This is a genomic window from Daquilactobacillus linshuiensis, from assembly GCF_052828685.1.
In genome coordinates this window covers 536,571-558,039 of the sequence record NZ_CM128255.1, presented here as the reverse complement: position 1 = coordinate 558,039, position 21,469 = coordinate 536,571, and the positions used below count along the sequence as shown (strand labels likewise).

The 21,469-nt window shown below is 30.0% G+C and carries 24 protein-coding genes; 5 read left to right on the top strand and 19 right to left on the bottom strand.

Going from position 1 to position 21,469, the window contains the following annotated elements; all coding sequences use genetic code 11:
* Positions 1 to 104: 104 nt before the first annotated feature.
* Together ACUV9F_RS02990 and ACUV9F_RS02985 are read right to left on the bottom strand one after the other, a co-directional pair.
* Entirely contained in the window at positions 105 to 377 is a 273-nt protein-coding gene (locus ACUV9F_RS02990) for a GIY-YIG nuclease family protein (RefSeq protein WP_446184208.1), read from the bottom strand.
* On the bottom strand, positions 367 to 1,101 hold the full coding sequence (locus tag ACUV9F_RS02985; protein ID WP_446184207.1) for a tRNA1(Val) (adenine(37)-N6)-methyltransferase: 735 nt from the start codon (positions 1,099 to 1,101) through the stop codon (positions 367 to 369). Before ACUV9F_RS02985 ends, ACUV9F_RS02990 begins: the two co-directional genes overlap by 11 nt.
* A gap of 67 nt (positions 1,102 to 1,168) precedes the next feature.
* On the opposite strand from ACUV9F_RS02985, the gene ACUV9F_RS02980 reads away from it, so the two are divergent.
* Positions 1,169 to 1,774: a lysophospholipid acyltransferase family protein gene (locus ACUV9F_RS02980; protein WP_446184206.1), complete on the top strand. Its 606-nt coding sequence runs from the start codon at positions 1,169 to 1,171 to the stop codon at positions 1,772 to 1,774.
* A 9-nt stretch (positions 1,775 to 1,783) separates the two neighbouring features.
* Here the strand turns inward: ACUV9F_RS02980 and ACUV9F_RS02975 are convergent, their stop codons facing one another.
* Together ACUV9F_RS02975 and ACUV9F_RS02970 are read right to left on the bottom strand one after the other, a co-directional pair.
* Positions 1,784 to 1,999: a YneF family protein gene (locus ACUV9F_RS02975; protein ID WP_446184205.1), complete on the bottom strand. Its 216-nt coding sequence runs from the start codon at positions 1,997 to 1,999 to the stop codon at positions 1,784 to 1,786.
* A gap of 62 nt (positions 2,000 to 2,061) precedes the next feature.
* The gene (locus ACUV9F_RS02970; RefSeq protein WP_446184204.1) at positions 2,062 to 2,304 is read right to left on the bottom strand and encodes a DUF896 domain-containing protein; all 243 of its coding nucleotides are present in this window, start codon (positions 2,302 to 2,304) and stop codon (positions 2,062 to 2,064) included.
* A 93-nt stretch (positions 2,305 to 2,397) separates the two neighbouring features.
* Between ACUV9F_RS02970 and lexA the strand changes: the two genes are divergently transcribed.
* The gene (gene lexA, locus ACUV9F_RS02965; protein WP_446184203.1) at positions 2,398 to 3,021 is read left to right on the top strand and encodes a transcriptional repressor LexA; all 624 of its coding nucleotides are present in this window, start codon (positions 2,398 to 2,400) and stop codon (positions 3,019 to 3,021) included.
* A 25-nt stretch (positions 3,022 to 3,046) separates the two neighbouring features.
* Here the strand turns inward: lexA and ACUV9F_RS02960 are convergent, their stop codons facing one another.
* Positions 3,047 to 4,465, bottom strand: a complete 1,419-nt coding sequence (locus ACUV9F_RS02960) for an aminotransferase-like domain-containing protein (protein ID WP_446184202.1) — start codon at positions 4,463 to 4,465, stop codon at positions 3,047 to 3,049.
* 120 nt (positions 4,466 to 4,585) lie between these two features.
* Between ACUV9F_RS02960 and thiD the strand changes: the two genes are divergently transcribed.
* From thiD to ACUV9F_RS02945, 3 genes are read left to right on the top strand one after another with little or no spacing between them, the layout of a single operon-like run.
* Complete coding sequence (gene thiD, locus ACUV9F_RS02955) at positions 4,586 to 5,398, top strand: bifunctional hydroxymethylpyrimidine kinase/phosphomethylpyrimidine kinase (protein ID WP_446184201.1); 813 nt, start codon at positions 4,586 to 4,588, stop codon at positions 5,396 to 5,398.
* Positions 5,395 to 5,886, top strand: a complete 492-nt coding sequence (locus ACUV9F_RS02950) for an ECF transporter S component (protein ID WP_446184200.1) — start codon at positions 5,395 to 5,397, stop codon at positions 5,884 to 5,886. Before thiD ends, ACUV9F_RS02950 begins: the two co-directional genes overlap by 4 nt.
* Before the next feature lie 10 nt (positions 5,887 to 5,896).
* Positions 5,897 to 6,457 (top strand): TIGR01440 family protein, encoded by a 561-nt coding sequence (locus tag ACUV9F_RS02945; protein WP_446184199.1) that lies wholly within the window; start codon positions 5,897 to 5,899, stop codon positions 6,455 to 6,457.
* Between the two features lie 31 nt (positions 6,458 to 6,488).
* Here ACUV9F_RS02945 and rplS read toward each other — a convergent pair whose 3' ends face one another.
* The 14 genes from rplS to ACUV9F_RS02875 all read right to left on the bottom strand — a co-directional run bounded on the left by rplS (position 6,489) and on the right by ACUV9F_RS02875 (position 21,370).
* Entirely contained in the window at positions 6,489 to 6,839 is a 351-nt protein-coding gene (rplS, locus tag ACUV9F_RS02940; RefSeq protein ID WP_446184198.1) for a 50S ribosomal protein L19, read from the bottom strand.
* A 119-nt stretch (positions 6,840 to 6,958) separates the two neighbouring features.
* Positions 6,959 to 7,690 carry a tRNA (guanosine(37)-N1)-methyltransferase TrmD gene (gene trmD / locus ACUV9F_RS02935; RefSeq protein ID WP_446184342.1) on the bottom strand — a complete coding sequence of 244 codons (732 nt, stop codon included), beginning with the start codon at positions 7,688 to 7,690 and terminating at the stop codon, positions 6,959 to 6,961.
* On the bottom strand, positions 7,690 to 8,202 hold the full coding sequence (gene rimM / locus ACUV9F_RS02930) for a ribosome maturation factor RimM (protein WP_446184197.1): 513 nt from the start codon (positions 8,200 to 8,202) through the stop codon (positions 7,690 to 7,692). Before rimM ends, trmD begins: the two co-directional genes overlap by 1 nt.
* Positions 8,203 to 8,279: 77 nt before the next feature.
* Positions 8,280 to 8,549, bottom strand: coding sequence for a 30S ribosomal protein S16 (gene rpsP / locus ACUV9F_RS02925; protein WP_446184196.1), 270 nt, complete (start codon positions 8,547 to 8,549; stop codon positions 8,280 to 8,282).
* Between the two features lie 77 nt (positions 8,550 to 8,626).
* On the bottom strand, positions 8,627 to 10,063 hold the full coding sequence (ffh, locus tag ACUV9F_RS02920) for a signal recognition particle protein (protein WP_446184195.1): 1,437 nt from the start codon (positions 10,061 to 10,063) through the stop codon (positions 8,627 to 8,629).
* Positions 10,064 to 10,078: 15 nt separating this feature from the next.
* Entirely contained in the window at positions 10,079 to 10,420 is a 342-nt protein-coding gene (locus tag ACUV9F_RS02915) for a putative DNA-binding protein (RefSeq protein WP_446184194.1), read from the bottom strand.
* Positions 10,420 to 11,526, bottom strand: a complete 1,107-nt coding sequence (ftsY, locus tag ACUV9F_RS02910) for a signal recognition particle-docking protein FtsY (protein WP_446184193.1) — start codon at positions 11,524 to 11,526, stop codon at positions 10,420 to 10,422. The genes ACUV9F_RS02915 and ftsY overlap by 1 nt, the downstream gene beginning before the upstream one ends.
* Positions 11,527 to 11,534: 8 nt before the next feature.
* Entirely contained in the window at positions 11,535 to 15,083 is a 3,549-nt protein-coding gene (smc, locus tag ACUV9F_RS02905) for a chromosome segregation protein SMC (RefSeq protein ID WP_446184192.1), read from the bottom strand.
* Between the two features lie 23 nt (positions 15,084 to 15,106).
* Positions 15,107 to 15,805, bottom strand: a complete 699-nt coding sequence (gene rnc / locus ACUV9F_RS02900; protein ID WP_446184191.1) for a ribonuclease III — start codon at positions 15,803 to 15,805, stop codon at positions 15,107 to 15,109.
* A 90-nt stretch (positions 15,806 to 15,895) separates the two neighbouring features.
* Complete coding sequence (acpP, locus tag ACUV9F_RS02895; RefSeq protein WP_446184190.1) at positions 15,896 to 16,135, bottom strand: acyl carrier protein; 240 nt, start codon at positions 16,133 to 16,135, stop codon at positions 15,896 to 15,898.
* A gap of 48 nt (positions 16,136 to 16,183) precedes the next feature.
* Positions 16,184 to 17,173 carry a phosphate acyltransferase PlsX gene (gene plsX / locus ACUV9F_RS02890; RefSeq protein WP_446184189.1) on the bottom strand — a complete coding sequence of 330 codons (990 nt, stop codon included), beginning with the start codon at positions 17,171 to 17,173 and terminating at the stop codon, positions 16,184 to 16,186.
* Positions 17,174 to 17,188: 15 nt separating this feature from the next.
* The gene (gene recG, locus ACUV9F_RS02885; RefSeq protein ID WP_446184188.1) at positions 17,189 to 19,228 is read right to left on the bottom strand and encodes an ATP-dependent DNA helicase RecG; all 2,040 of its coding nucleotides are present in this window, start codon (positions 19,226 to 19,228) and stop codon (positions 17,189 to 17,191) included.
* Positions 19,229 to 19,288: 60 nt separating this feature from the next.
* Complete coding sequence (locus tag ACUV9F_RS02880; RefSeq protein WP_446184187.1) at positions 19,289 to 20,974, bottom strand: DAK2 domain-containing protein; 1,686 nt, start codon at positions 20,972 to 20,974, stop codon at positions 19,289 to 19,291.
* A gap of 30 nt (positions 20,975 to 21,004) precedes the next feature.
* The gene (locus tag ACUV9F_RS02875) at positions 21,005 to 21,370 is read right to left on the bottom strand and encodes an Asp23/Gls24 family envelope stress response protein (RefSeq protein WP_446184186.1); all 366 of its coding nucleotides are present in this window, start codon (positions 21,368 to 21,370) and stop codon (positions 21,005 to 21,007) included.
* Between the last annotated feature and the right edge of the window lie 99 nt (positions 21,371 to 21,469).

The window sequence follows — 21,469 nt, the reverse complement described above, 5'->3', positions numbered from 1 at the left end:
ATTCTTAACCAAACATTTTCATGCACCATGGTTAAAAGTGCGACGTGTGTGTTTTATAAATACAACGTTTAAATTATATGTAATATCAAGAAGATAATCAAGCATTATTTATCCCAAGAGATATGTTTTTTTCTTAAAAAAGCTTCTTTTTTTATTCTTGATAATTTTTTTAGCTCATATTCCCTACTCAACGCATTAGATTTTGTTTTTAAATCTTCAAAATACAATAATTTTACTGGTCGTCTCATTTTTGTATACTTAGCTCCCTTACCAGCATTATGTGTTGCAACTCTTTTTTTAACATCATTAGTTGTGCCAATATAAAATGTCTTATCTCTACACTGTAATATATAAACAAAGTAACTATTATTTTCCATAAATAATTTCTTTTGCCTCTTTAGTATATTCTGTTTTATTTTTATAGATTATTAAATCTGGTAAAACAGTTACACCACCTTTTTTTGGAGTCTTAATAAATTCAGCCAATAATAAGTTTGCGTTGTCTTGATAATGAGAATGAACAAATCTTAATTTATTCAATTTGAAATTATATTCATCAGCTAATTGAACAAATTCTACTATTCTATCGGGCCGATATACCATATAAAGTTTTGAGTTTTGTTTTAATAGTCCCTTTGAAATTTTAAATATCTCAGATAAATTTGTATTAAATTCATGTCTTGCATTAGCTAATACACTATTTTTTTTAATTTTCGTTTCTTCTTCAACTTTAAAATATGGAGGATTGCAAATAATAGTATCAACTGTATCGTGCTCTATATATTGCAAAGATTTTTTTAGATCATCATTTATATTTTGAACTTGACCTTGCTTATTATTATACTCTATAGATCTTTGGGCTAGATCCGATAATTCCTTTTGCAATTCAATCAAATAAATTTTTGCATCAGTTTGTCCACTTATAGTTAGTCCAATAGCACCATCACCAGCACATAAATCTACTATTTTTTTACTTTTTTCAAATTCAGTAAAATTTGTTAATAAAATTGTATCAAGATTAAATGAATATAGGCCTTTGTCTTGTATTATTGTAACTCCACTATTGGATATCATGTCGTAAGTTATTTGTTTATCTAGCATAATTACTCCTAATATTTTAAAATCTATCATGTATAATATACTAAAAATCACATTTAAGGGGAATTTCATGTTTTTTAGATTTATTCGTTCAATCGTAAAATTTATTGTTTTAATAATTAATGGAAACTGGCACGTTATCGGAAAAGAAAATCTACCCAATGATACATTTATTCTTGTGGCTCCACATAGAAATTGGTGGGAACCGATATTTTTTGCATTAGCAATTAGTCCAAGAGAAACTTCATTTATGGCTAAGCAAGAACTTTTTAAAAACCCAATTTTAAAATTCATATTATTACACTCTCACGCTTTTCCGGTTGATCGTAAAAATCCTGGACCATCAGTTGTAAAAACTCCAGTTAAGTTTTTAAAAAAAGAAGGACTCTCGTTGATAATGTTTCCTTCAGGAACAAGGTATTCTCAAGATTTAAAGGGTGGTTCTGTATTAATTTCAAAATTATCACAAAAACCATTAGTCCCTGTTGTATATCAAGGTGCACCAACTTTTAAGGATTTATTATTAAGAAAAAAAATCATAATTGCTATTGGAGAACCGATAAATATTGATAAAAAAGAAAAAATAACAGATGAATTAACTGAAAAAATAAATCAACAAATGGAAAATAGTTGGAAAGAATTAGATAAGCAAGTACAAAAAAAAGTTGCCGAATAAGGCAACTTTTTATTTTTTGTTTTGTTGTTTCATCATTGACATCATTTGATTCAATTTTTTTTGTGAAGGTTTTTGACCCATCTGAGCCATCATTTGCTTCATCATATCAGCATTTATTGGTGGATTATCTTGAAAGTATTTTTTCATATACCAGCGTGCGATGAAAAAACCACCAGCTAATCCAACAAGTAATGCAATTAAAGCAACTATAATTGTAATTAACATTTACTTAACTCCTTTTATTCAATATTTAGATTGTACACAATAATAAGATAAAAATAAAGATATTAATTATCTCTTAAGCCTTTTTCTCTTTGAATTTTCTTAACTTTTTCTGGTGTCACTTCCTCACCATTTTTATCAAAGACTTGCATCATTTCAACTTGTGACTTAAAACTTTCTCTAAAATTCTTTAAAAACTCAGATCGTAATTTTTTTCGTTCTATAGTTTCTTCTTCTGTAAGTTGTCCTTCTTTAGCTTTTTTAGCAAGTTCATTTATTCGCGCAGTTAATTCTTTATTTGTAGCCATACTAATTCCTTTCAATTAATATACGAACGTTAGTTTGATTAAGAACTGACATTTTGATATTATTATAATATATTTTAAAAACGAGGTGTAACTATGACGAGTACGTCAGGTTCAAAACAATTAGAAATATTACAATGTATTAATGATTACGTCAATAGAAGAGGTTATCCACCAACAGTTAGAGAAATTTGTGACAGTGTAAATCTTTCTTCTACTTCAACAGTTCATGGCCATCTATCACGTCTTGAAAAAAAAGGATACATTTTTAGAGATCCAGCAAAACCAAGAGCAATCGAAATAACAAGTTCTGGACTTGAAGCAATCGGCGAAACAAGTAATGAAATGCCCTTATTAGGTGTTGTAACTGCTGGAGAACCAATCTTGGCTGTCGAACAAGCAACTGATTATTTCCCTGTACCACCTAATATTAATAACGATGGTCGACCTTTATTCATGCTTACAATTAGAGGTGAAAGTATGATTAATGCAGGTATATTAGATGGGGATCAAGTAATTGTTAGAAAACAAGATTACGCTTCTAATGGCGAAATTGTAATTGCTATGACAGAAGAAAATGAAGCAACTTGTAAAAGATTTTACAAAGAAGATGGGTATATTAGACTACAACCCGAAAACGATACCCTTGATCCTTTAATTTTTGACAACATAAGCATCCTTGGAAAAGTAGTTGGTCTATATAGACCAACTATATATTAAGTTAAAGTCCTTTTTAAGGGCTTTTTTATTTTATTATTCTCTCAATATTTTTTATGAATAAATTAATTTGTTCATTCTTTATTCTAGAAAAATTAATTCTGATTCCTCTCTTTTTTTCCCAAAACAGTGTCCCTGGTACAAATAAAACTTTTGACTTCATAATTTTTGAAATTATATTTTCATTATTTATGGTAGAAATCCAAATGTAGTATCCTCCTTTTGGTTTACTTACTTTTAATGATGGGAATTTAGATATTAAATTTTCATAAAGCGCATCTGCTCTTTTTGTAAGCTTTATTCTTAGTTGCTCTAGCTGACCTTGAAAATTTTCATCCTCAAGAGCTAAGTTTGCCATTACTTGTGGAAAAATACTTTCGGATAAATCAAGTTCTCTTTTTACATTCTTTAAATGGTTAATTACTTGTGTAGAAGCAATAAGCCAGCCTACTCTCGTATTCTCACCCATTATTTTTGATAAAGAGCTTACATATATAACATTTTCAGGATCAAGCTCTTTTAAAGTAGGCACTATATTATTTTCTTTAAAAGAAAGCCATCCAAAAATATCATCTTCTACCAAAGGTATTGAATATTCTCTACCTAATTTAATAACTTTTTTTCTTCTATCTAAAGACATAACTTGTCCAGTTGGATTTTGAAAACTTGGATTTAACAAGATTAATTTAGGCTTATGTTTTTTTATTAATTTCTCAAGATTATTTATTTTAATTCCTTCCTCATCTGTAATACATGAGTATACTCTAACTCCTGTTGCTTCAAATAGCGATAACGAATGAAAAAATGATGGGGACTCAATGATTACTGAATCTCCAGGTACTAATAATCCTTGTAGAATTAAAAATAGTGCCTGTTTAACCCCTCCCGTAATAAGTATGTCTTCTGTTGACACATCAAAATTAGAATTTCTTTTATGCAATTTTTTTATAGAATTAAGAAGCGGTATGTATCCATTTAAATTAGTTAATTTTTGCTCTTCTATAAAATAATCCCAGCTTAAAGATGGAAAATTAAATTGTGGTATCAATTCTTCAGGAAGATTACTCGAATAAGAATCTATAAAGTTACTTTTATTTTCCTCCAATAAATCATCTAACTCTTTTCGTATATTATTATTACTTTTAAATTTTTTATTTTGTAAATATGTATGCCAATTTAATCTTACCTGGTCAAACAATATATTAGGATTATCATTTATAAAAGTTCCACTACCAATCTTACGGACTATTATTTTTTTATCTTCTAATTCATTAAATGCCTTAGTTACGGTTGAACGATTAACATTTAAATTTTTGGCTAATAATCTTTCTGACGGCAATCTAAATTTAGGTGGTAACTCATTACTTTTGATTAACGATATTATCATTTTTTCAATTGCAAGATATTTAGGTTTTTCTTCTAATAGATGTTCTTTCCAATCAATCATGAAATTTCTCCTTATTTATATAATATAATTGGCTGGTAAAAAAACAAGCCAATTGGTTGTTTTATTTTTTTTATTTGTTAGCTAAATTACATAGTATAAATAATTAAAAAAGGAGTAATAATGAAAAATGTTGTAACTATCGCTGGTTCAGATATTTTAAGTGGCGGCGGATTACAAGCCGATCTAAAAACTTTTGAAGAACTCGATACTTTCGGAATAAGTGCAGTGACATGTTTAACTACTCTTGACAAGAAAAATAACTTTCAAATAACTAATTTACCAACAGATATAGTTAAAAAAGAATTTGAAAGTATTCTTCAAAATGTATCATTTGATGCTTTAAAGCTTGGCCTCATTAATAGTAACGATACTTTGAATTACCTAGCTGATAGACTTAAAGAGTTTTCATTTAAAATCATAACTGATCCAGTTTTCACATTTAAAGAAACATCAGATTCTTTATCTTCAGAGTACATAGAAATATTTAAAAAGAAAATTTTACCATTAAGTACTATAGTGACACCTAATTTATTAGAGGCAAAATTATTAAGTGGTATGAAAAGCTTAAAAAATATTGAAGATTTAAAGAAAGCAGCGGAAATAATTCAATCTTACGGTGTGAAGAATGTTGTTATAAAAGGAGGCACCAGCTTCGATGATGAAGATGCTATCGACTATGCCCTTTTAAATAATTCTTCAATAATTTTAAAGAAGCCTAAAATTAATTCAAAAAATATCAATGGTGCTGGCTGTACTTTTTCCTCTGTTTTAACAGCTGAAATTGCGAAAAATAATTCTATTGAAAAATCCGTTACCTTTGCAAAAGAATTCGTCTTTAATGGAATAAAATATGGCGTATCAATAAATGACAATTTTGGAAATGTTTGGCAAGGTGGCTATCGATATCGCAATAGAGAAAAGGAGAGAAAATGAAATCAAAAACACAAGAAATAACTTTAATTTCAATTTTAACTGCTTTTACAGTAGCCACGTCAATATTATTTGTTATACCCGTGCCCGCTACTAAGGGATTTGTAACCCTATGTGAAGTTGGAATATATACCACTTCCCTGCTTTTAAAAAATCCAAGTGGATTATTAGTAGGAGGACTTAGTGGATTACTGATTGATATTCTATCAGGATATCCGGAATGGTGTTTATTTTCACTTTTAATTCATGGTCTACAAGGTTTTGTAGTTGGATATTTTTCAAAAAACGATAAAAAATACACAGTATTTTTTTCATTGTTTATCGGTTCTTTGGTTATGATTATAGGCTATTTTTTGGCAACATTAATACTGTTTAGTTGGCCTGCGGCACTTGCATCAATCCCAAGTAATTTTGTTCAAAATGTTTTTGGAATATTAATTACCGTTCCTCTAGTTATCGCATTAAAAAAAATTAAAATAAAATATATATAGGAGTATATTAATGGAAATAAATAATAAAGAAATTCAAAAAAAATTAACAACAATTGTACAAGATGTCTTAGCAGCCTCTAATTTAAAATCTGGAGATATTTTTGTTTTAGGATGTTCTACAAGTGAGATAGTTGGAGGTAAAATCGGTAAAAATTCAAACGCTGAAATTGGCGAAGTAGTTATTAAAACATTACTATCTATTTTGAATCCTTTAAACATTAACTTAGCAGTACAAGGATGTGAACATATAAATAGAAGTTTAGTTATAGAAAATAACGTTGCTGATAAAAATCAATTAGAAGTTGTCTCTGTAGTTCCCGCAATGCATGCTGGTGGTGCTTGTTCAGTAGCCTCGTTTAAAGAATTCGATAATCCAGTTGAGGTAGAACATATAGTTGCACAAGCTGGAATTGATATTGGCGATACATCCATTGGAATGCATATTAAACATGTTCAAGTTCCTGTTCGTCCATCTTTTAAGGAATTAGGATCAGCACACGTTACAGCACTAAGATCCCGTCCAAAATACGTTGGTGGTCCAAGAGCTGAATATGATATAAGCAAAATGTAAAATAAAAAACCAGCCGTTAGGCTGGTTTTTTTTATTTTCTTGTTTTTTCAGCAATTCTTGCTGCCTTACCATGACGATCACGTAAGTACAATAGTTTAGCACGACGTACACGACCTTGTCTGATAACTTCAATCTTTTCAACACGTGGTGTATGTAATGGGAATGTTCTTTCAACACCGACACCACTACTCATTTTACGTACAGTATAAGTTGCACTTATACCAGAACCACGTCTCTTAAGAACAACACCTTCAAATATTTGAACACGTTCACGTGTTCCTTCAACAACTTTAGCATGAACTCTAACTGTATCACCAGGTCTAAAGTCAGGAATATCTGAACGTAATTGCTTTTCTGTAATGCTTTGAATTAATTTATTCATAATTCGATTCTCCTAAATCGACACTCATTAAAGCCATAATAACTTCAGCGGAATATCGTTGATATGTGTATTAAACACTTATAATATAGTACCTTATCTTATGTTAAATGTAAATAAAATTAAAATAATTCTTGCTTAATTTCTTTTAACATAACTAATTCTTCATCACTAAATTGATGATTTTCTAATAAATCAGGTCTTTTTAAAAATGTCTTTTTCAATGATTCTTTAAGTCTCCATTTACGTATTAATTCATGATTTCCACTCATTAATACTTCAGGAACTTTCATTCCTTTATACTCAGCCGGTCTTGTATACTGGGGAAATTCAAGTAGATCATTGCTAAACGAATCATCATATGCAGATACATTATTTCCTAATACACCAGGTACAAATCTTAAAGTTGCATCAATCATGATCATCGCTGCTAATTCTCCACCAGTCACTACATAGTCTCCAATTGAAACTTCGTCAGTAACAACGCTCTTTACTCTTTCGTCATACCCTTCATAATGTCCACAAATAAAAACTAAATTGTCAGATTCAGCAAAGTCTTGTGCCATTTTCTGATCAAATTTCTTACCTGCAGGGTCTAACAATATTACTCGTCTTTTTTTAATATCTTTATTCTCTAATGCATCAAATGCATCTAAAATAGGTTGTGCTTGTAATAACATACCTGCTCCACCACCATATGGTGAATCGTCTACAGTATTATGTTTATTATCAGTATAATCTCTAAAGTCAACAGTATTAATTTCCACAAGTTTTTTTTCTTGTGCCTTACCAATCAATGACTCATTTAAGGTATTAAACATTTTTGGAAAAATCGTTAAAATATCTATCTTCATCAATCAATTAACCCTTCCGGAATATCTACAGTTACTATTTTTTTAGTCAAATCTACATTTAATATGACTGATGGAATATATGGTATTAGTACTTCTTTGTATTTTTTGGACTTTACTACCCATACATCGTTTGCCCCAGGAGATAAAATTTCTGAAATTTCTCCTATTTCACCTAACTTATTATCTACAACCCCTAAGCCAATAATATCACTGTAATAAAATTCATTTTCTTTTAATTCATCATTTTCATGAATTGATTTTAAAGTTTTCCCTTTAAATTTCTCCGCCTCAGTTAAATTATTTATTTCCATAAATTTCAATAAATAATTACCTTTATGTATTCTAACGGATTCAATAGTAACGGGGACTTCTTTATTTTCTATATATAAAACATTTTCTTTTTGATATCTTTTTTCAGGAAAATCGGTTATTGAGGCAATTTTTAATTCTCCCTTAATACCATGCGTTCCTACAATTTTTCCAACATTAAATAATTTTTCTTTATTTGTCATACTAATCCTACTTTATTTAGATAAATAAAAAGGACCAAAATAAAACTTTTTAAGTCTTATCAGATCCTATTTATCAATTATTTTGACATTTTGTATTCATGAAATTTCTTCATAACACCTTGTTTTTGAAGTAAGTTGCGAACAGTATCTGAAGGTTGAGCACCTTTTTTTAACCAGTCCATAATAACTTCTTCATCAAGTTTAATTTCATTTTCTTTTAATGGGTTATAATAACCAACTTCTTGAATAAAACGTCCATCACGAGGTGCACGTGAATCAGCAACAACAACTCTATAAAATGGTTTTAATTTGCTACCCATTCTTTTCATTCTGATTTTAACTGACATATATATTTCCTCCTAAAACTTAACAAAAAATATTATATAAAATTTTTCGTTAAGTGTAAAGTGTTTTTTCTTTACACTTAAGATTTAAATCTTTTTATTTTTTTCATACGTTTCTTTTTATTTTTCTTTGTACGTTTTATCATAGAATTCATTGCCATTTTTCCCATACGACCTTGAATCCCATTTCCAAACATTTGCTCCATTCCAGACATGTTACCTTTATTCATTTGATGCATCATGTCTCTTGCCTGTTTAAATTGTTTAATCATACGATTAACTTCTTGAATATTCCTACCTGAACCAGCAGCGATTCTGCGTCTTCTAGAAGGATTTAAAAGATCTGGTTCTTCACGTTCTTGTGGTGTCATAGAATAAACTATAGCTTTTAAATGTGCCATATCTTTCTCACCAAAATTAATATTGGCAACAGCAGGATTATTAGCCATTCCGGGAATCATCTTCATTATCTCGTCAAGAGGTCCCATTTTAGAAACTTGATCCATTTGATCGATAAAATCATTAAAATCAAAAGAGTTTTCTTTTATCTTTTGAGCCATCTTTTGAGCTTGATTTTCATCATAATCAGCTTGAGCTTTTTCAATTAAGCTCATCATATCTCCCATTCCTAAGATACGACTAGCCATTCTTTCTGGATGAAATACTTCTAACTGATCTAATTTTTCACCTTGACCAATAAATTTAATTGGTTTACCAGTTACTTCTCTAATTGATAAAGCAGCACCACCACGAGTATCACCATCTAATTTGGTTAATACAACACCTGTAATACCTAATTGACTGTTGAATCCATCAGCTACTTTTGCAGCAACTTGTCCAGTCATTGAATCGGCTACAAATAATATTTCGTTTGGTTGAGCTAATTCTTTAATTTCTTTTAGCTCATTCATTAATTCTTCGTCAATCTCTAAACGTCCAGCAGTATCAATAATTATGTAATCATTTTTATTATCATCAGCTACTTTTAATCCATCACGAACAATATCTACAGGTTTTTTTTCTGTTCCTTCTTCAAAAACAGGAACTTCAATTTGATTACCAACTGTTTTTAATTGTTCAATTGCCGCTGGCCTATATATATCAGCTGCAATAAAAAGTGGTCTTGCTTTTTCATTATTTTTTAAATATTTTGCAAGTTTTCCTGCTGTTGTAGTCTTACCAGCACCTTGTAATCCGACCATCATAATAATTGTCGGAATATGAGTTGATTTGTTTAATGGAACAGCTTCTTGTCCCATAACCTTAGTTAATTCTTCATTAACAATTTTAATTACTTGTTGAGATGGGGTTAAACTTTCAAGAACCTCACTTCCAACAGCACGTTCACTAACAGTTTTTACAAATTTTTTTACAACATCAAAGTTTACATCAGCTTCAAGTAAAGCTAATCTAACTTCACGCATCATCTCTTTGACATCAGATTCGCTTATTTTTCCTTTTCCACGAAGTCTTGAAAAAGTTTTTTGTAATCTTTCACTTAATCCTTCAAAAGCCATTTTAATCCTCGCTTACTATCGATTTGATAAATCATTTAGTCTTTTCACCATATTAACAAGTTCATCGTCACTGCTATAATTAGCATTCACATATTCCAGTAATTGATTAGCCAATTTATTTTCATCTTGCATATTCTTTACTAATTTTAAATCTTTTTCATATGCTAAGAGTATTTCTTCACTTCTCTTTAAGTTATCATAAATTGCTTGTCTACTCACATTGTATTGTTCTGAAATTTCCCCTAAGGAAAGATCCTCAACATAATACAAATTCATATATTCACGTTGTTTTTTTGTTAATAATTTCGAATAAAAATTAAATAGAATATTCATCTGTTCATTTTTTTCTAGTTGCATTAATTATTCTCCGAAATTAAGTCTTTGAACATACCATAGACAAATTTTTCAGAATCAAAATCACGTAAATCATCCATTTGTTCACCTAATCCAACTAATTTTACTGGAATATGTAATTCATTTTTTATTGCAAAAATTATACCACCTTGTGAAGAACCATCTAGCTTAGTCAAAACTATTCCAGAAACTTCGGTTGTATCGTTAAATTGTCGAGCTTGGTTAATAGCATTTTGCCCTGTTGTACCATCAAGAACAAGAAGGACTTCATGAGGTGCTGCTGGTAATTCACGAGTTATAACCCTCTTGATTTTTTCCAACTCACGCATTAATCCTTCCTTATTCTGTAGTCTTCCAGCAGTATCTACAAGTAAAATATCAAAATTTTCTTCTTTTGCCTTCTTTACTGCATCAAATGCAACTGAAGCAGGGTCTGTCTGTGCTTTAGATGCAACAACAGGGACATTAATCCTTTTGCCCCATTCTTGTAATTGTTCTATAGCGCCTGCTCTAAATGTATCGCCAGCAGCAAGTAAAACTTTTTTTCCTTGCTGTTCAAATCTATGTGCGAGTTTTCCAATAGTTGTAGTCTTTCCTGCTCCGTTGACACCAACAAATAAAATCACAGTTGGCTCATCAGTATCAGAGAAGTTTAGACTATTGTCAGTGTCATTTTCTTCGTATATATCTACTAATTTTTTAATAATTACATTTGACACATCTTCTTTAGATTTAGCATTTTGTAGTTTAACCTCTTCTCTAAGCTCTTCAGATATTCGTATCGCTGTCTCATAACCAACATCTGATTCGATTAATACTTCTTCTAAATTATCAAAAAAGTCTTCATCTACAGAGCGAAAATTAGCCAAAAAGGAATTAATCTTGCTACTAAATGTCGAACGTGATTTTTCCAAACCATCATTGTATTTTTCGGTTTCTTCAGATGAATTATCAATATCTGCATTTTCCTCATTATTTTTTTGAGAAACTTTAATATCTTTTTTTTCAATTTCTTCATCAGTATCAGTAGACGGAACTTTTTTTACTTCTTCAACTGACTCTTCATTTTTACCTACTATTGCTTTTTTTATTTGATCAAATAAGCCCATATTATCACCTAATTATTTTCTTTAACTTCAACTGATACCATTTTCGACACACCTAATTCTTCCATCGATACTCCATATAATCTATTAACATTCATCATAGTACCTTTACGATGCGTAATGACTATAAATTGAGTATTATCATCATACTTATTCAAATACTTGGCAAATCGATAAACATTAGCATCATCTAAAGCAGCTTCAACTTCATCAAGAATACAAAATGGAACAGGTTTTACCTTAATAATTGCAAATAATAATGTTATTGCTGTAAGTGCTCTTTCACCACCAGATAACAAACTTAAACGCTGAAATTTCTTTCCAGGCGGTTGAGCAATAATTTCAATACCCGTTTCTAATAAATTATCAGGATCGGTTAGTACAAGTTTTGCCCTTCCTCCAGCAAACATTTCTGGAAAAATAACTTCAAAAGAAGCGGCTACAGCATCAAAAGTCTCTTTAAATCTTCTAGAAACTTCTTCATCCATTTCAGACATGGTATTTTTTAGTTGTTCACGAGCACTTAAAAGATCTTCTTCTTGTTGATTCAAAAATTCATATCTATCTTTAACTTTATCATATTCGGCAATTGAAGAAATATTAACATCACCCAATTCAGAAATTCCCATTTTTAGTAATTTAACTTCTTTTTTGAGTGCATTAATATCAATATCGTTGATATCAATTTTAGCAAATGCTTCCTCAAAAGAAATATTATATTCTTGACTTAAAATATCTAATCGGCTATCAATTCCATTATTAGTTTTTGTTAATTCAATCGCTATATCCTCTTGTTCTTCACTAGCCCTTTTTTGAAGTTCAAAATTTCTACTAGCTTCTTGGGATAACTCTTCTGATTTATTCTCTAAAACAGATCTTTTAACTTTTAAATCATCGATACTTTTTCTTAATTCTTTTACCTGACGTGTCAAATCTTCAAGTTGCTTTTTACTATTTTGATCCAAATTTACTAACTCATTTTGTTCACTTTCTAGCTTATCAAGTTGAGCCTGTGTATCAAGTAAGTTAGCATTCACTTTTTTTAATTCGTTTTTTTGACGACGTAAAAGCGTAGATTTATTTTCTAAATTATTATTGGAAACTGCAATTTGAGTTTGATATGTTTGAGCCCTTTGGTTTATTACAGCTTGCTCTTGACTAAAATTATTTAATAAATTATTTTTTTCTTCAGTTAATTCTTTTATTTCTATAATTTTTTTAGAGATTGATGCTTCATTTTTTTCATTTTTTATAAGTGTTTCACTTATTTCTTTTAATTCTTTTTCATTACTTTTTAATGAATATTCAATTGAACTGATATCTTGATTAATTCTTTGCTGCTCATCTTTTAATTTTGATACTTTTTGATCAAAATCCCGTTTTTTACTTTCAAACTCTTGAATCTCGTTTTTTTCAGAATCGATTCTTTTTTCTGTTTCATTTTTTTCTTCAGTTAACTGATTCAATTTCTTTTGATAGTTATCTGATTTTAACTGTAAATCTTTTATTATTTTGTTTAAATCATCTATTTCTTGATTACGACTTAGTAAACTGTTACCACGCTGTTTAATATGTCCACCGGTTAAAGATCCACCTGGACTTAAAATATCTCCTTGTATTGTTACAATTCTAAATCGATGTCCCGTACTCTTAGCAATTTTAACAGCATTATCTAAACTATCCACGATTAATAAATTGCCAAAAATATTTTCCACAATATTTTTAACACTATTATCATATTCTAATAACTCAGATGCAATTCCTATAAATCCTGAATCTGATGACAATCTAAGAACTTTTTTATCTATTTTCTTTGATCTAATTATATCCTTTGGTAAAAAAGTAGCACGTCCATAATTGCCTTTACGTAAGAAAGAAATAGCACTTTTTGCTGAGGATTCATCTTTAGTCACAATTGATTGTAGTTGATTTCCAGAAGCTACTTCAATAGCTAATTGATATTCCTTTGGAACTTTAATTAATTCAGCTACAGCTCCAATTACTCCTGAAAGTTTATCAGTATTATTTAAAATACTTTTTGCACCTTGAAAGAACCCTGCATGATCATTAGATAATTCTTCTAACGCCTTTTTCTTTGCACTAACTTGTTGTAACTTACCCAACTCATTCATATAGGTTGTCTGAGTTTCTTTAATTTGTTCGCTTAAATATTCACTGTCAATCTGATTTTTTTTAAAATTGTTAATTAATTCAGAATTATTTACTTCGAATTTTTTTCTGCTATCAATAAGAGCATCTATTTCTGATTGCTTTTTATTTCTTTTCTCAATTAATTCCTTTAAATCAACTTGAGAATTACCAACTAAATTTTCAATTCTTTTCTTTTGAGTGTTTAAGAAATTAGTGTTGTTACTATTTGTTGTTTGTTCTTGCAAAGCATTTAGATAATCACCACGAAGAGTCTCAATTTCTTCTTTTATTACATCAGGTGTTTTATTTTTTGAATCGAGAATCTCATTTAATTTTTCAGTTAGACTATCTACTTCTTGTTTTGCTTTGTCATATTCTTTTGTTTCAGTTCCTATTTCAACTTCTAATTTTTTGGTTTCTGAAGTTAGATTATCAATTTGTTGTTTAAGTTGTTCTTTATTCTTGTTGTTAAAATCGTTTCTTTCTTCAGTAACCGCTTTTTGACCATTAATTATTTCTAATTGGCGACTTTTTTCTAGAAGTTCTTTATTTTTTTGGTCTAAAGTTTCAGATAATCTTGAAATTTCATTTCGATTTTTTTTCACAAGTTCATCTGATTTTTTTACATTTTCGTCAATTTTTTTTAATGTATTTTTTATTTCAGCAGATTTTTGAGAATGGCCTTTAAGTGAATTATTTAAATCGTTAATTTCTACAGCTAAAATTTGTTTATATATCTTATCATATTCATTTTTTTGATTTAAATAATCATTAGCTATACTTGCCTGTTCTTTAAGTGGTTCAACTTGAGAAGATAATTCATGCAAAATATCCGATACACGATTCAAATTATCGTCTGTATCGGTTAATTTTAGTTCTGCTTCATGTTTTTTCTGTTTATATAATGCAACTCCAGCAGATTCTTCAATAATAGTTCTTCTTTCTACTGGTTTACTATTAAAAATTGCTTCTACTCTACCTTGAGAAATAATCGAAAAAGATTCTCTACCTAATCCAGAATCCATGAATAATTCAGTTATATCCTTTAATCGACAACTTTTGTTATTTATATAAAATTCAGAAGTTCCATCTCTAAATAGACGTCTTTTAATAACAACATTATCAAAATCAGTTTTTAAGTCTCTATTTGAATTATCAAATTCAAATATTACTTCTGTTCTATTCATCGTAGATCTCACAGAACTACCTGCAAAAATAACATCAACCATTTTATCTCCACGAAGACTTTTGGCTGACTGTTCCCCCATTACCCAACGAATTCCTTCAGTAATGTTACTTTTACCGCTTCCGTTAGGCCCAACTATTCCTGTAATACCTGAGGTGAATTCAATTTTAGTTTTATCAGCAAAGGACTTAAATCCATTTAATGTCAATGATTTTAACGGCATCAAATTCTCCTATCTAGTTACTTTTAATTCAAATTCAGTTTGTTTAATGCAATCTTAGCTGCACTTTCTTCAGCACTTTTCTTACTATTTCCTTCAGACTGTGCAATCATTTTCCCATTAACTACTAACCCTATTGAAAACTTTTTCTCATGCTCATGACCAGTTTCAGATATAACACGATATTCAATATCAACAGAGCCATCTTTTTGAAGTTTTTCTTGCAATAGTGTTTTATTATCACTTTTATCAGAAAATTCACCAGCTTCTATTTTAGGAAAAACAACTTTTTCTAAAAATTCAACCACCTTGGCTTGTCCCTGATCTAAATATAAAGCTCCATTAAAAGCCTCAAAAACATCTTCTAGTAAAGAGTCTCTATTTCTTGCACCTTGTTTTTCTTCACCCTTTCCTAGTTGAATATACTTATCTATTCCTACTTCTCTAGAGAATCTTGAAAAACTTGCTGTACAAACAATTGCAGAACGTAGTCGAGTCAAATTACCCTCAGCAATATCTGGAAATGATTTAAATAAAAATTCCGATATTGTTAACTCTAAAACAGCGTCTCCCAAAAACTCTAAGCGCTCATAATCATCAATATTTAACTCTTGATGCTCATTTGCATATGAAGAATGTGTCAAAGCAGTTTCTAACAAATTATGATTTTTAAACTCAATATTATACTCACTATGTAGTCTACTTGTAAATTCAGGATCTATCATTTTCAGACTCCTCTCAAATATTTATATTATACCTTTTTTACAGCTAATATTGAAGATTTTAAATAACAAAAAAGAGCCTCTCTGGCTCTTTTATTGATGATTTTTAATATATTCAACTGCTTGTCCGACAGTCTTAATATCTTCAGCATCTTCATCCGATATTTCATTACCAAACTCATCTTCAAGTTCTAATGAAAATTCGACTAAATCAATTGAATCAGCATCTAAATCTTCTTTAAAATTTGTATTGGCATTTATTTGTTCAGCATCTACTTCAAATCTATCAGATACTAATTCAACAATCTTATTCATAATTTCTTCTTCAGACATAATTTCACCTGTTTTCTTAATTAGTAATCAATATAATACCATACTTACTTAATCATTATAATATTCATTAACCTTATTAATAATTTTTTTATTAAGCATTTCTCTTATTTGCTCAATTGTATAAAACACTGCTCGAGAATCGGCCGCTCCATGAGCTTTTACAACTGGAGCCTTTAAACCTATCAAAACAGCTCCTCCTGATTTAGAAGTATCAAACATTTCTTTCATTCCCTTAAGAGATGGAGAAATAATTGCTGCACCTAATTTTGTAATTAATCCATTTTCAAGAAGTGAGTGCTTAAGTAGAGACATGATTATTTTTGAAGTACCTTCAGTAGCTTTTAAAGCAGCGTTTCCTGTAAATCCATCCGTTACAATTATATCGGCCATACCAGTTAAAATTTTATCTGATTCAATGTTACCAATAAAATTAATGTCGCTTAATTCTGAGAGTCTTTGATAAGTTTCTTTATGCAAGTCATCTCCCTTATCAAATTCCTCTCCGTTGTTTAATAAGGCAACTCGAGGGTTTTTAATTTTTTTGATTTCTTTTGCATAAAAAATACTCATTAAAGCCCACTGCTCTAAATAATTAACTTTAGCCTCTGCGTTTGCTCCAGCATCTAAATATAAAACACCATTATTTGAATTTGCAACCGGTAAAGTTGTCATTAAAGCTGGTCTTTCAATTTTTTTTATTCTTCCAATTACAAAAATTCCTGCAGCTAGTAATGCTCCAGTATTTCCTAATGAAAATAGAGCATCATTTTCACCATCTTTTACAGATTTGGCTGCCATAACCATTGAAGAATTTTTCTTTTTTCTAATTGCCTTAACTGGCTCATCAGTACCAAGAATTTCTTCATCAGATTGTACAATCTGGATATTTTTTTCATTTTTTAAATACTTTTTTATTTCTTCTGTTTTTCCATATAGTGTGAACGTTAAATCATCATACTTATCTCTTGCATTTTCCACACCTTCAATAACAACCTTAGGTGCATTATCGCCACCCATTGCGTCTACAGCTATTTTCATACTCATTTCCTAACCTTAGTCAAAATTTCCAGCGGATTTCATTTTTCGCTCTAAATAAGATTTTATCATTTTATGATTATCATTGTCTAAATATGGATCCATTTCAAAAATAATTTGTGCTTCTTGTTGAGCTATTTGCAACACATTAAAATCAGTCACAGGATTTCCCACCTTAAAATTTGGCAATCCGGATTGTTGACTACCCAACAAATCTCCTTGTCCACGTAGCTCCAAATCTTTTTGTGCAAGTTTAAACCCATCGTTTGACTCAGTCATAATTCTCATTCGCTCTATTGCAATTTCATTTTTTGGATCTGCAATCAAAATACAATAAGACTGCTTATCTCCTCTTCCAACTCTACCACGTAACTGGTGCAATTGTGATAATCCAAATCTATTTGCATCGAATATAACCATAACACTTGCGTTAGGAATATCAACACCAACTTCAATGACTGTAGTCGAAACTAAAATATCAATATTTTTTTTCTCAAAATCACTCATAATTTCGTCTTTTTCTTGAGAATTCATTTGTCCATGAAGAAGTGAAACTTTGTAATCTTGACCGTAAATTTTTTGGAATTTTTCATATATTTCTTCTGCATTAATCAGATCAATCTTTTCTGACTCAGAAATCAATGGTGTTACAACAAAAATTTGAGAATTATTTTGTAACTCTCTTTTTACAAATCGATACAGTTGTTCTAATTTATTTGTTCTCAACCAATAAGTTTCCACAGGCAGTCTTCCTTTAGGTAACTCTTTAATAATTGAAAGTGACATATCGCCATAAGTTGTTATAGCCAAAGTTCTGGGTATTGGAGTTGCCGTCATGGCTAATATATCTGAATTTTCACCTTTTAATCGCAACTCTTTTCTTTGCTGTACTCCAAATCTATGTTGTTCATCAATTATACCTAATCCAAGATTTTTATATTTAACATCTTTTTGAATTAAAGCATGTGTACCAATGATAATATTAGTTTTACCATTTTTTAAATTTTCAATTTTTTCAGTTCTTTTTTTAATCGATAAGGACCCGACTAATAAATCTACAGTAACATTATATGGACTTAACATTTTAAATATTTTATTAAAATGCTGTTCTGCTAGTATTTCTGTTGGAACCATTAAAGCCGCTTGGTATCCAGCAGTTACTGCTGCAAATAAGGCAATTGTCGCTATAATTGTTTTACCACTTCCAACATCGCCTTGAAGTAACCTATTCATATGCTTACTTGAGTTCATATTATCAAGAATTTCTTGTGTTACTTTTTTTTGATCATTTGTTAATTCAAACGGTAACGAGTTTATAAATTCTTTGATAATTTCTCGATCATAATTCAGAGATATTCCAGCTTTTGAAATTTCATTTATATTTTTAATATTCTGCATTCCACACTCAAACAAAAAAAACTCACGAAATTTAGCGGTTCTTCGTGCATTTTCAGTTTCTTCAACTGAATCAGGAAAATGCATTCCTTTTATTAATTGCTTTTCATGTACAAGTTTATATTTTTTAATCAAGTTATCTGGTAAGTAATCATAAATAACATCAATATACTCATCATATGCTTGTTTTATCAGTGTCTTTAATGTACTTTGACGAATATTTTTATTAACTGAATAAATTGAATCCACTGTATCATCTTCGTCTTTTAAATTTAAAACTTTCATTCCTGTTAAAGAACGACGATTTTGATCCCACTTACCATAAACTTGAACCTGTTCACCAGTATTAAATTTTTCTTTCATCCAAGGCTGATTAAAAAAGGTAACCATAATTGACTCATTATCAACCAATAATCTAACATTAACTCGACTTTTTTTATAACCAAACCTACTGACAACTGGTTCACTAGCAACTACACCACTAATCACAGTTTTTTCTTGGCCAATTATTTCATCTAGTGATTTAACCATTAAATCTTCATATCTAAACGGAAAATAATAAAGTAAATCATAAATTGTTTCAATTCCCAAGCTCTGTAAAATACTTATTTTACGATCACCTACGCCCTTTAAAACTTTTACATTATCATTTAGCGACTTCATAATAATACCTCTAATGTAATAAAATAAGACAACCATATCTTTGATTGTCTTATTTAGTAATTATTCTACTGCAATTAAATAAGGATATACAGGTTGATCACCTTGATGAATTTCAGTTTCAATATCAGGATATTTAGACTCAATCATTTGAGCAATAGACTCAGCCTGTTCATCATTTCCATCTTCACCGATTAAAATTGTAGCAATTTCACTTTCATCATTAACCATTTTATCAACCATATTGATAGCAGTTTTTTCAATATCTGCATCTTCTGTGACAATTTTTCCATCAACTATCCCCATAAAATGGCCGTTAACAATCTTTAATCCATCAATTTCTGTATCTCTTATTGCATGAGTTATTTGACCACTTGTAACTGTTGAGATAGCATCACTCATATTTTCATTATTTTCATCTAGACTAGCATCTGGGTTAAATGAAATCATAGAGGTCATTCCTTGAGCAATAGTTTTTGTAGGTATAACAGCCACTGGAATATCTACTAACTCGGCTGCTTGATTGGCAGCCATTAAAATATTACCGTTATTTGGCAAAACAATAACTTGTTTTGCATTTGTCTTCTCAATTGCATTCACTATATCATTCGTTGAAGGATTCATTGTTTGTCCTCCACTTATAACATAAGTTACTCCAAGGCTTTCAAAAAGTTCTTTCAAGCCATTTCCTGAAGCTATTGCGACTACCCCATATTCAGTAGCAGGTTTAGTTTCAGTCGCAACTGATGCTTCTTTTGAAGTATCACCGTCTAAAATTGTTTCATGTTGAATTCTCATATTGTCAATTTTTATTTTTGCTAGATCACCGTATCTGTGTCCATAACTAAACACTCTTTCAGGAAATTGAGTATGGACATGGACTTTTACAACTTCATCATCAGAGACGACAAGTAAAGAATCGCCAATATCATTTAGATAGTTTCTGAAACTTTCATATTCAAATTTATCATTTGATGTGGCATTTTTTCCTAATTCAACCATCATTTCAGTACAATAACCATTTACAATTTCTTCTGTGGTAAAGTGTCCCTGTACAGATTGATGATGTGTAGCTTTAGCCATTTCGTCCATCTCTTGAGTATCAGGTTGATAGTATTCGCTCTCAACAGTCTCTCCTGAAAGTCCTTCTAAAAAACCTTCATATATAAATACTAATCCTTGTCCACCTGAATCCACAACACCAACTTCTTTTAAAACTGGTAATAATTCTGGGGTTTGAGCCAATGCTTTTTTTGATCCCTCAACAACTGCTTTTAATAAATCATTTATATCGTCACTTTTTTTTACAGATTCTTCACCATATTCAGCACCAACTCTAGCAACTGTCAAGATAGTACCTTCAACAGGTTTCATTACTGCTTTATAAGATGTTTTAACGCCATCAGTAAAAGCTGTGGCTAAATCTTTAGCATCAATAGTATCTTTTCCCTCTAAGCTTTTAGCAAATCCACGGAAAATTTGCGATGTAATTACACCAGAGTTACCGCGGGCTCCCATTAAAAGCCCCTTGGCTAAAGCTTGAGCCAGATTTCCAATAGTATCCTTATCAGATTCATTAACTGACTTAAATCCACTTTGAAAAGTAAGGTTCATATTTGTACCTGTATCACCATCTGGAACAGGAAAAACATTTAACGAATTTACAAATTCAGCATTATCACCTAATCGACGTGATGCAACACGAATCATATCAGAAAATTCATTTTTTGTAATAACATTAAGACTCAAGAGAATGTCCTCCCAATAAGAACAAATTTATTATTTTTCTTCGATAACTTTAACACTTTGTACAACAACATTAACAGACTCAGCTTTCATACCAAGCATTGATTCTAAGTTAAATTTAACTTTATCTTTAACATTTCTAGCCACTTCAGATATTTTAACACCATAACCGACTACGATGTTCACTTCAACAATTACATTACCTTGATTTTGCTTGATAACAACACCCTTGGCGTAATTTTCTCGACGCAGAATATCATTAACACCGTCACGAATTTGATTTCTGCTTGCCATTCCAACAACACCATAAATGTCAGTTGCCGCACCACCAACAATAGTTGAAATAACATCGTTGGAAATATCTATTTTCCCATATTTTGTATTAATAGTTACAGACATAATTGTCTCCTTTACTATGTAGTAAAAGTAATAATTCAATAGATATATTAGCATACAATTCTAACTTATCAAAATACTTTAATATTAGGATTTTATTTT

Coding starts and splice junctions, on each gene's coding strand:
- ACUV9F_RS02980 (WP_446184206.1), top strand. CDS start 1,169: ATGTTTTTTAGATTTATTCGTTCAATCGTAAAATTTATTGTTTTAATA.
- rnc (WP_446184191.1), bottom strand. CDS start 15,805: ATGATAGATCCTGAATTTACAAGTAGACTACATAGTGAGTATAATATT.
- ACUV9F_RS02960 (WP_446184202.1), bottom strand. CDS start 4,465: ATGATTGATTGGAAAGAACATCTATTAGAAGAAAAACCTAAATATCTT.
- rimM (WP_446184197.1), bottom strand. CDS start 8,202: ATGACAAATAAAGAAAAATTATTTAATGTTGGAAAAATTGTAGGAACG.
- rplS (WP_446184198.1), bottom strand. CDS start 6,839: ATGAATAAATTAATTCAAAGCATTACAGAAAAGCAATTACGTTCAGAT.
- ACUV9F_RS02945 (WP_446184199.1), top strand. CDS start 5,897: ATGGAAATAAATAATAAAGAAATTCAAAAAAAATTAACAACAATTGTA.
- ACUV9F_RS02950 (WP_446184200.1), top strand. CDS start 5,395: ATGAAATCAAAAACACAAGAAATAACTTTAATTTCAATTTTAACTGCT.
- ACUV9F_RS02915 (WP_446184194.1), bottom strand. CDS start 10,420: ATGCAACTAGAAAAAAATGAACAGATGAATATTCTATTTAATTTTTAT.
- smc (WP_446184192.1), bottom strand. CDS start 15,083: ATGCCGTTAAAATCATTGACATTAAATGGATTTAAGTCCTTTGCTGAT.
- ACUV9F_RS02975 (WP_446184205.1), bottom strand. CDS start 1,999: ATGTTAATTACAATTATAGTTGCTTTAATTGCATTACTTGTTGGATTA.
- ACUV9F_RS02985 (WP_446184207.1), bottom strand. CDS start 1,101: ATGCTAGATAAACAAATAACTTACGACATGATATCCAATAGTGGAGTT.
- thiD (WP_446184201.1), top strand. CDS start 4,586: ATGAAAAATGTTGTAACTATCGCTGGTTCAGATATTTTAAGTGGCGGC.
- ACUV9F_RS02970 (WP_446184204.1), bottom strand. CDS start 2,304: ATGGCTACAAATAAAGAATTAACTGCGCGAATAAATGAACTTGCTAAA.
- trmD (WP_446184342.1), bottom strand. CDS start 7,690: ATGAAGATAGATATTTTAACGATTTTTCCAAAAATGTTTAATACCTTA.
- ACUV9F_RS02875 (WP_446184186.1), bottom strand. CDS start 21,370: ATGTCTGTAACTATTAATACAAAATATGGGAAAATAGATATTTCCAAC.
- ftsY (WP_446184193.1), bottom strand. CDS start 11,526: ATGGGCTTATTTGATCAAATAAAAAAAGCAATAGTAGGTAAAAATGAA.
- plsX (WP_446184189.1), bottom strand. CDS start 17,173: ATGAAAATAGCTGTAGACGCAATGGGTGGCGATAATGCACCTAAGGTT.
- rpsP (WP_446184196.1), bottom strand. CDS start 8,549: ATGTCAGTTAAAATCAGAATGAAAAGAATGGGTAGCAAATTAAAACCA.
- acpP (WP_446184190.1), bottom strand. CDS start 16,135: ATGTCTGAAGAAGAAATTATGAATAAGATTGTTGAATTAGTATCTGAT.
- recG (WP_446184188.1), bottom strand. CDS start 19,228: ATGAAGTCGCTAAATGATAATGTAAAAGTTTTAAAGGGCGTAGGTGAT.
- ACUV9F_RS02990 (WP_446184208.1), bottom strand. CDS start 377: ATGGAAAATAATAGTTACTTTGTTTATATATTACAGTGTAGAGATAAG.
- ffh (WP_446184195.1), bottom strand. CDS start 10,063: ATGGCTTTTGAAGGATTAAGTGAAAGATTACAAAAAACTTTTTCAAGA.
- lexA (WP_446184203.1), top strand. CDS start 2,398: ATGACGAGTACGTCAGGTTCAAAACAATTAGAAATATTACAATGTATT.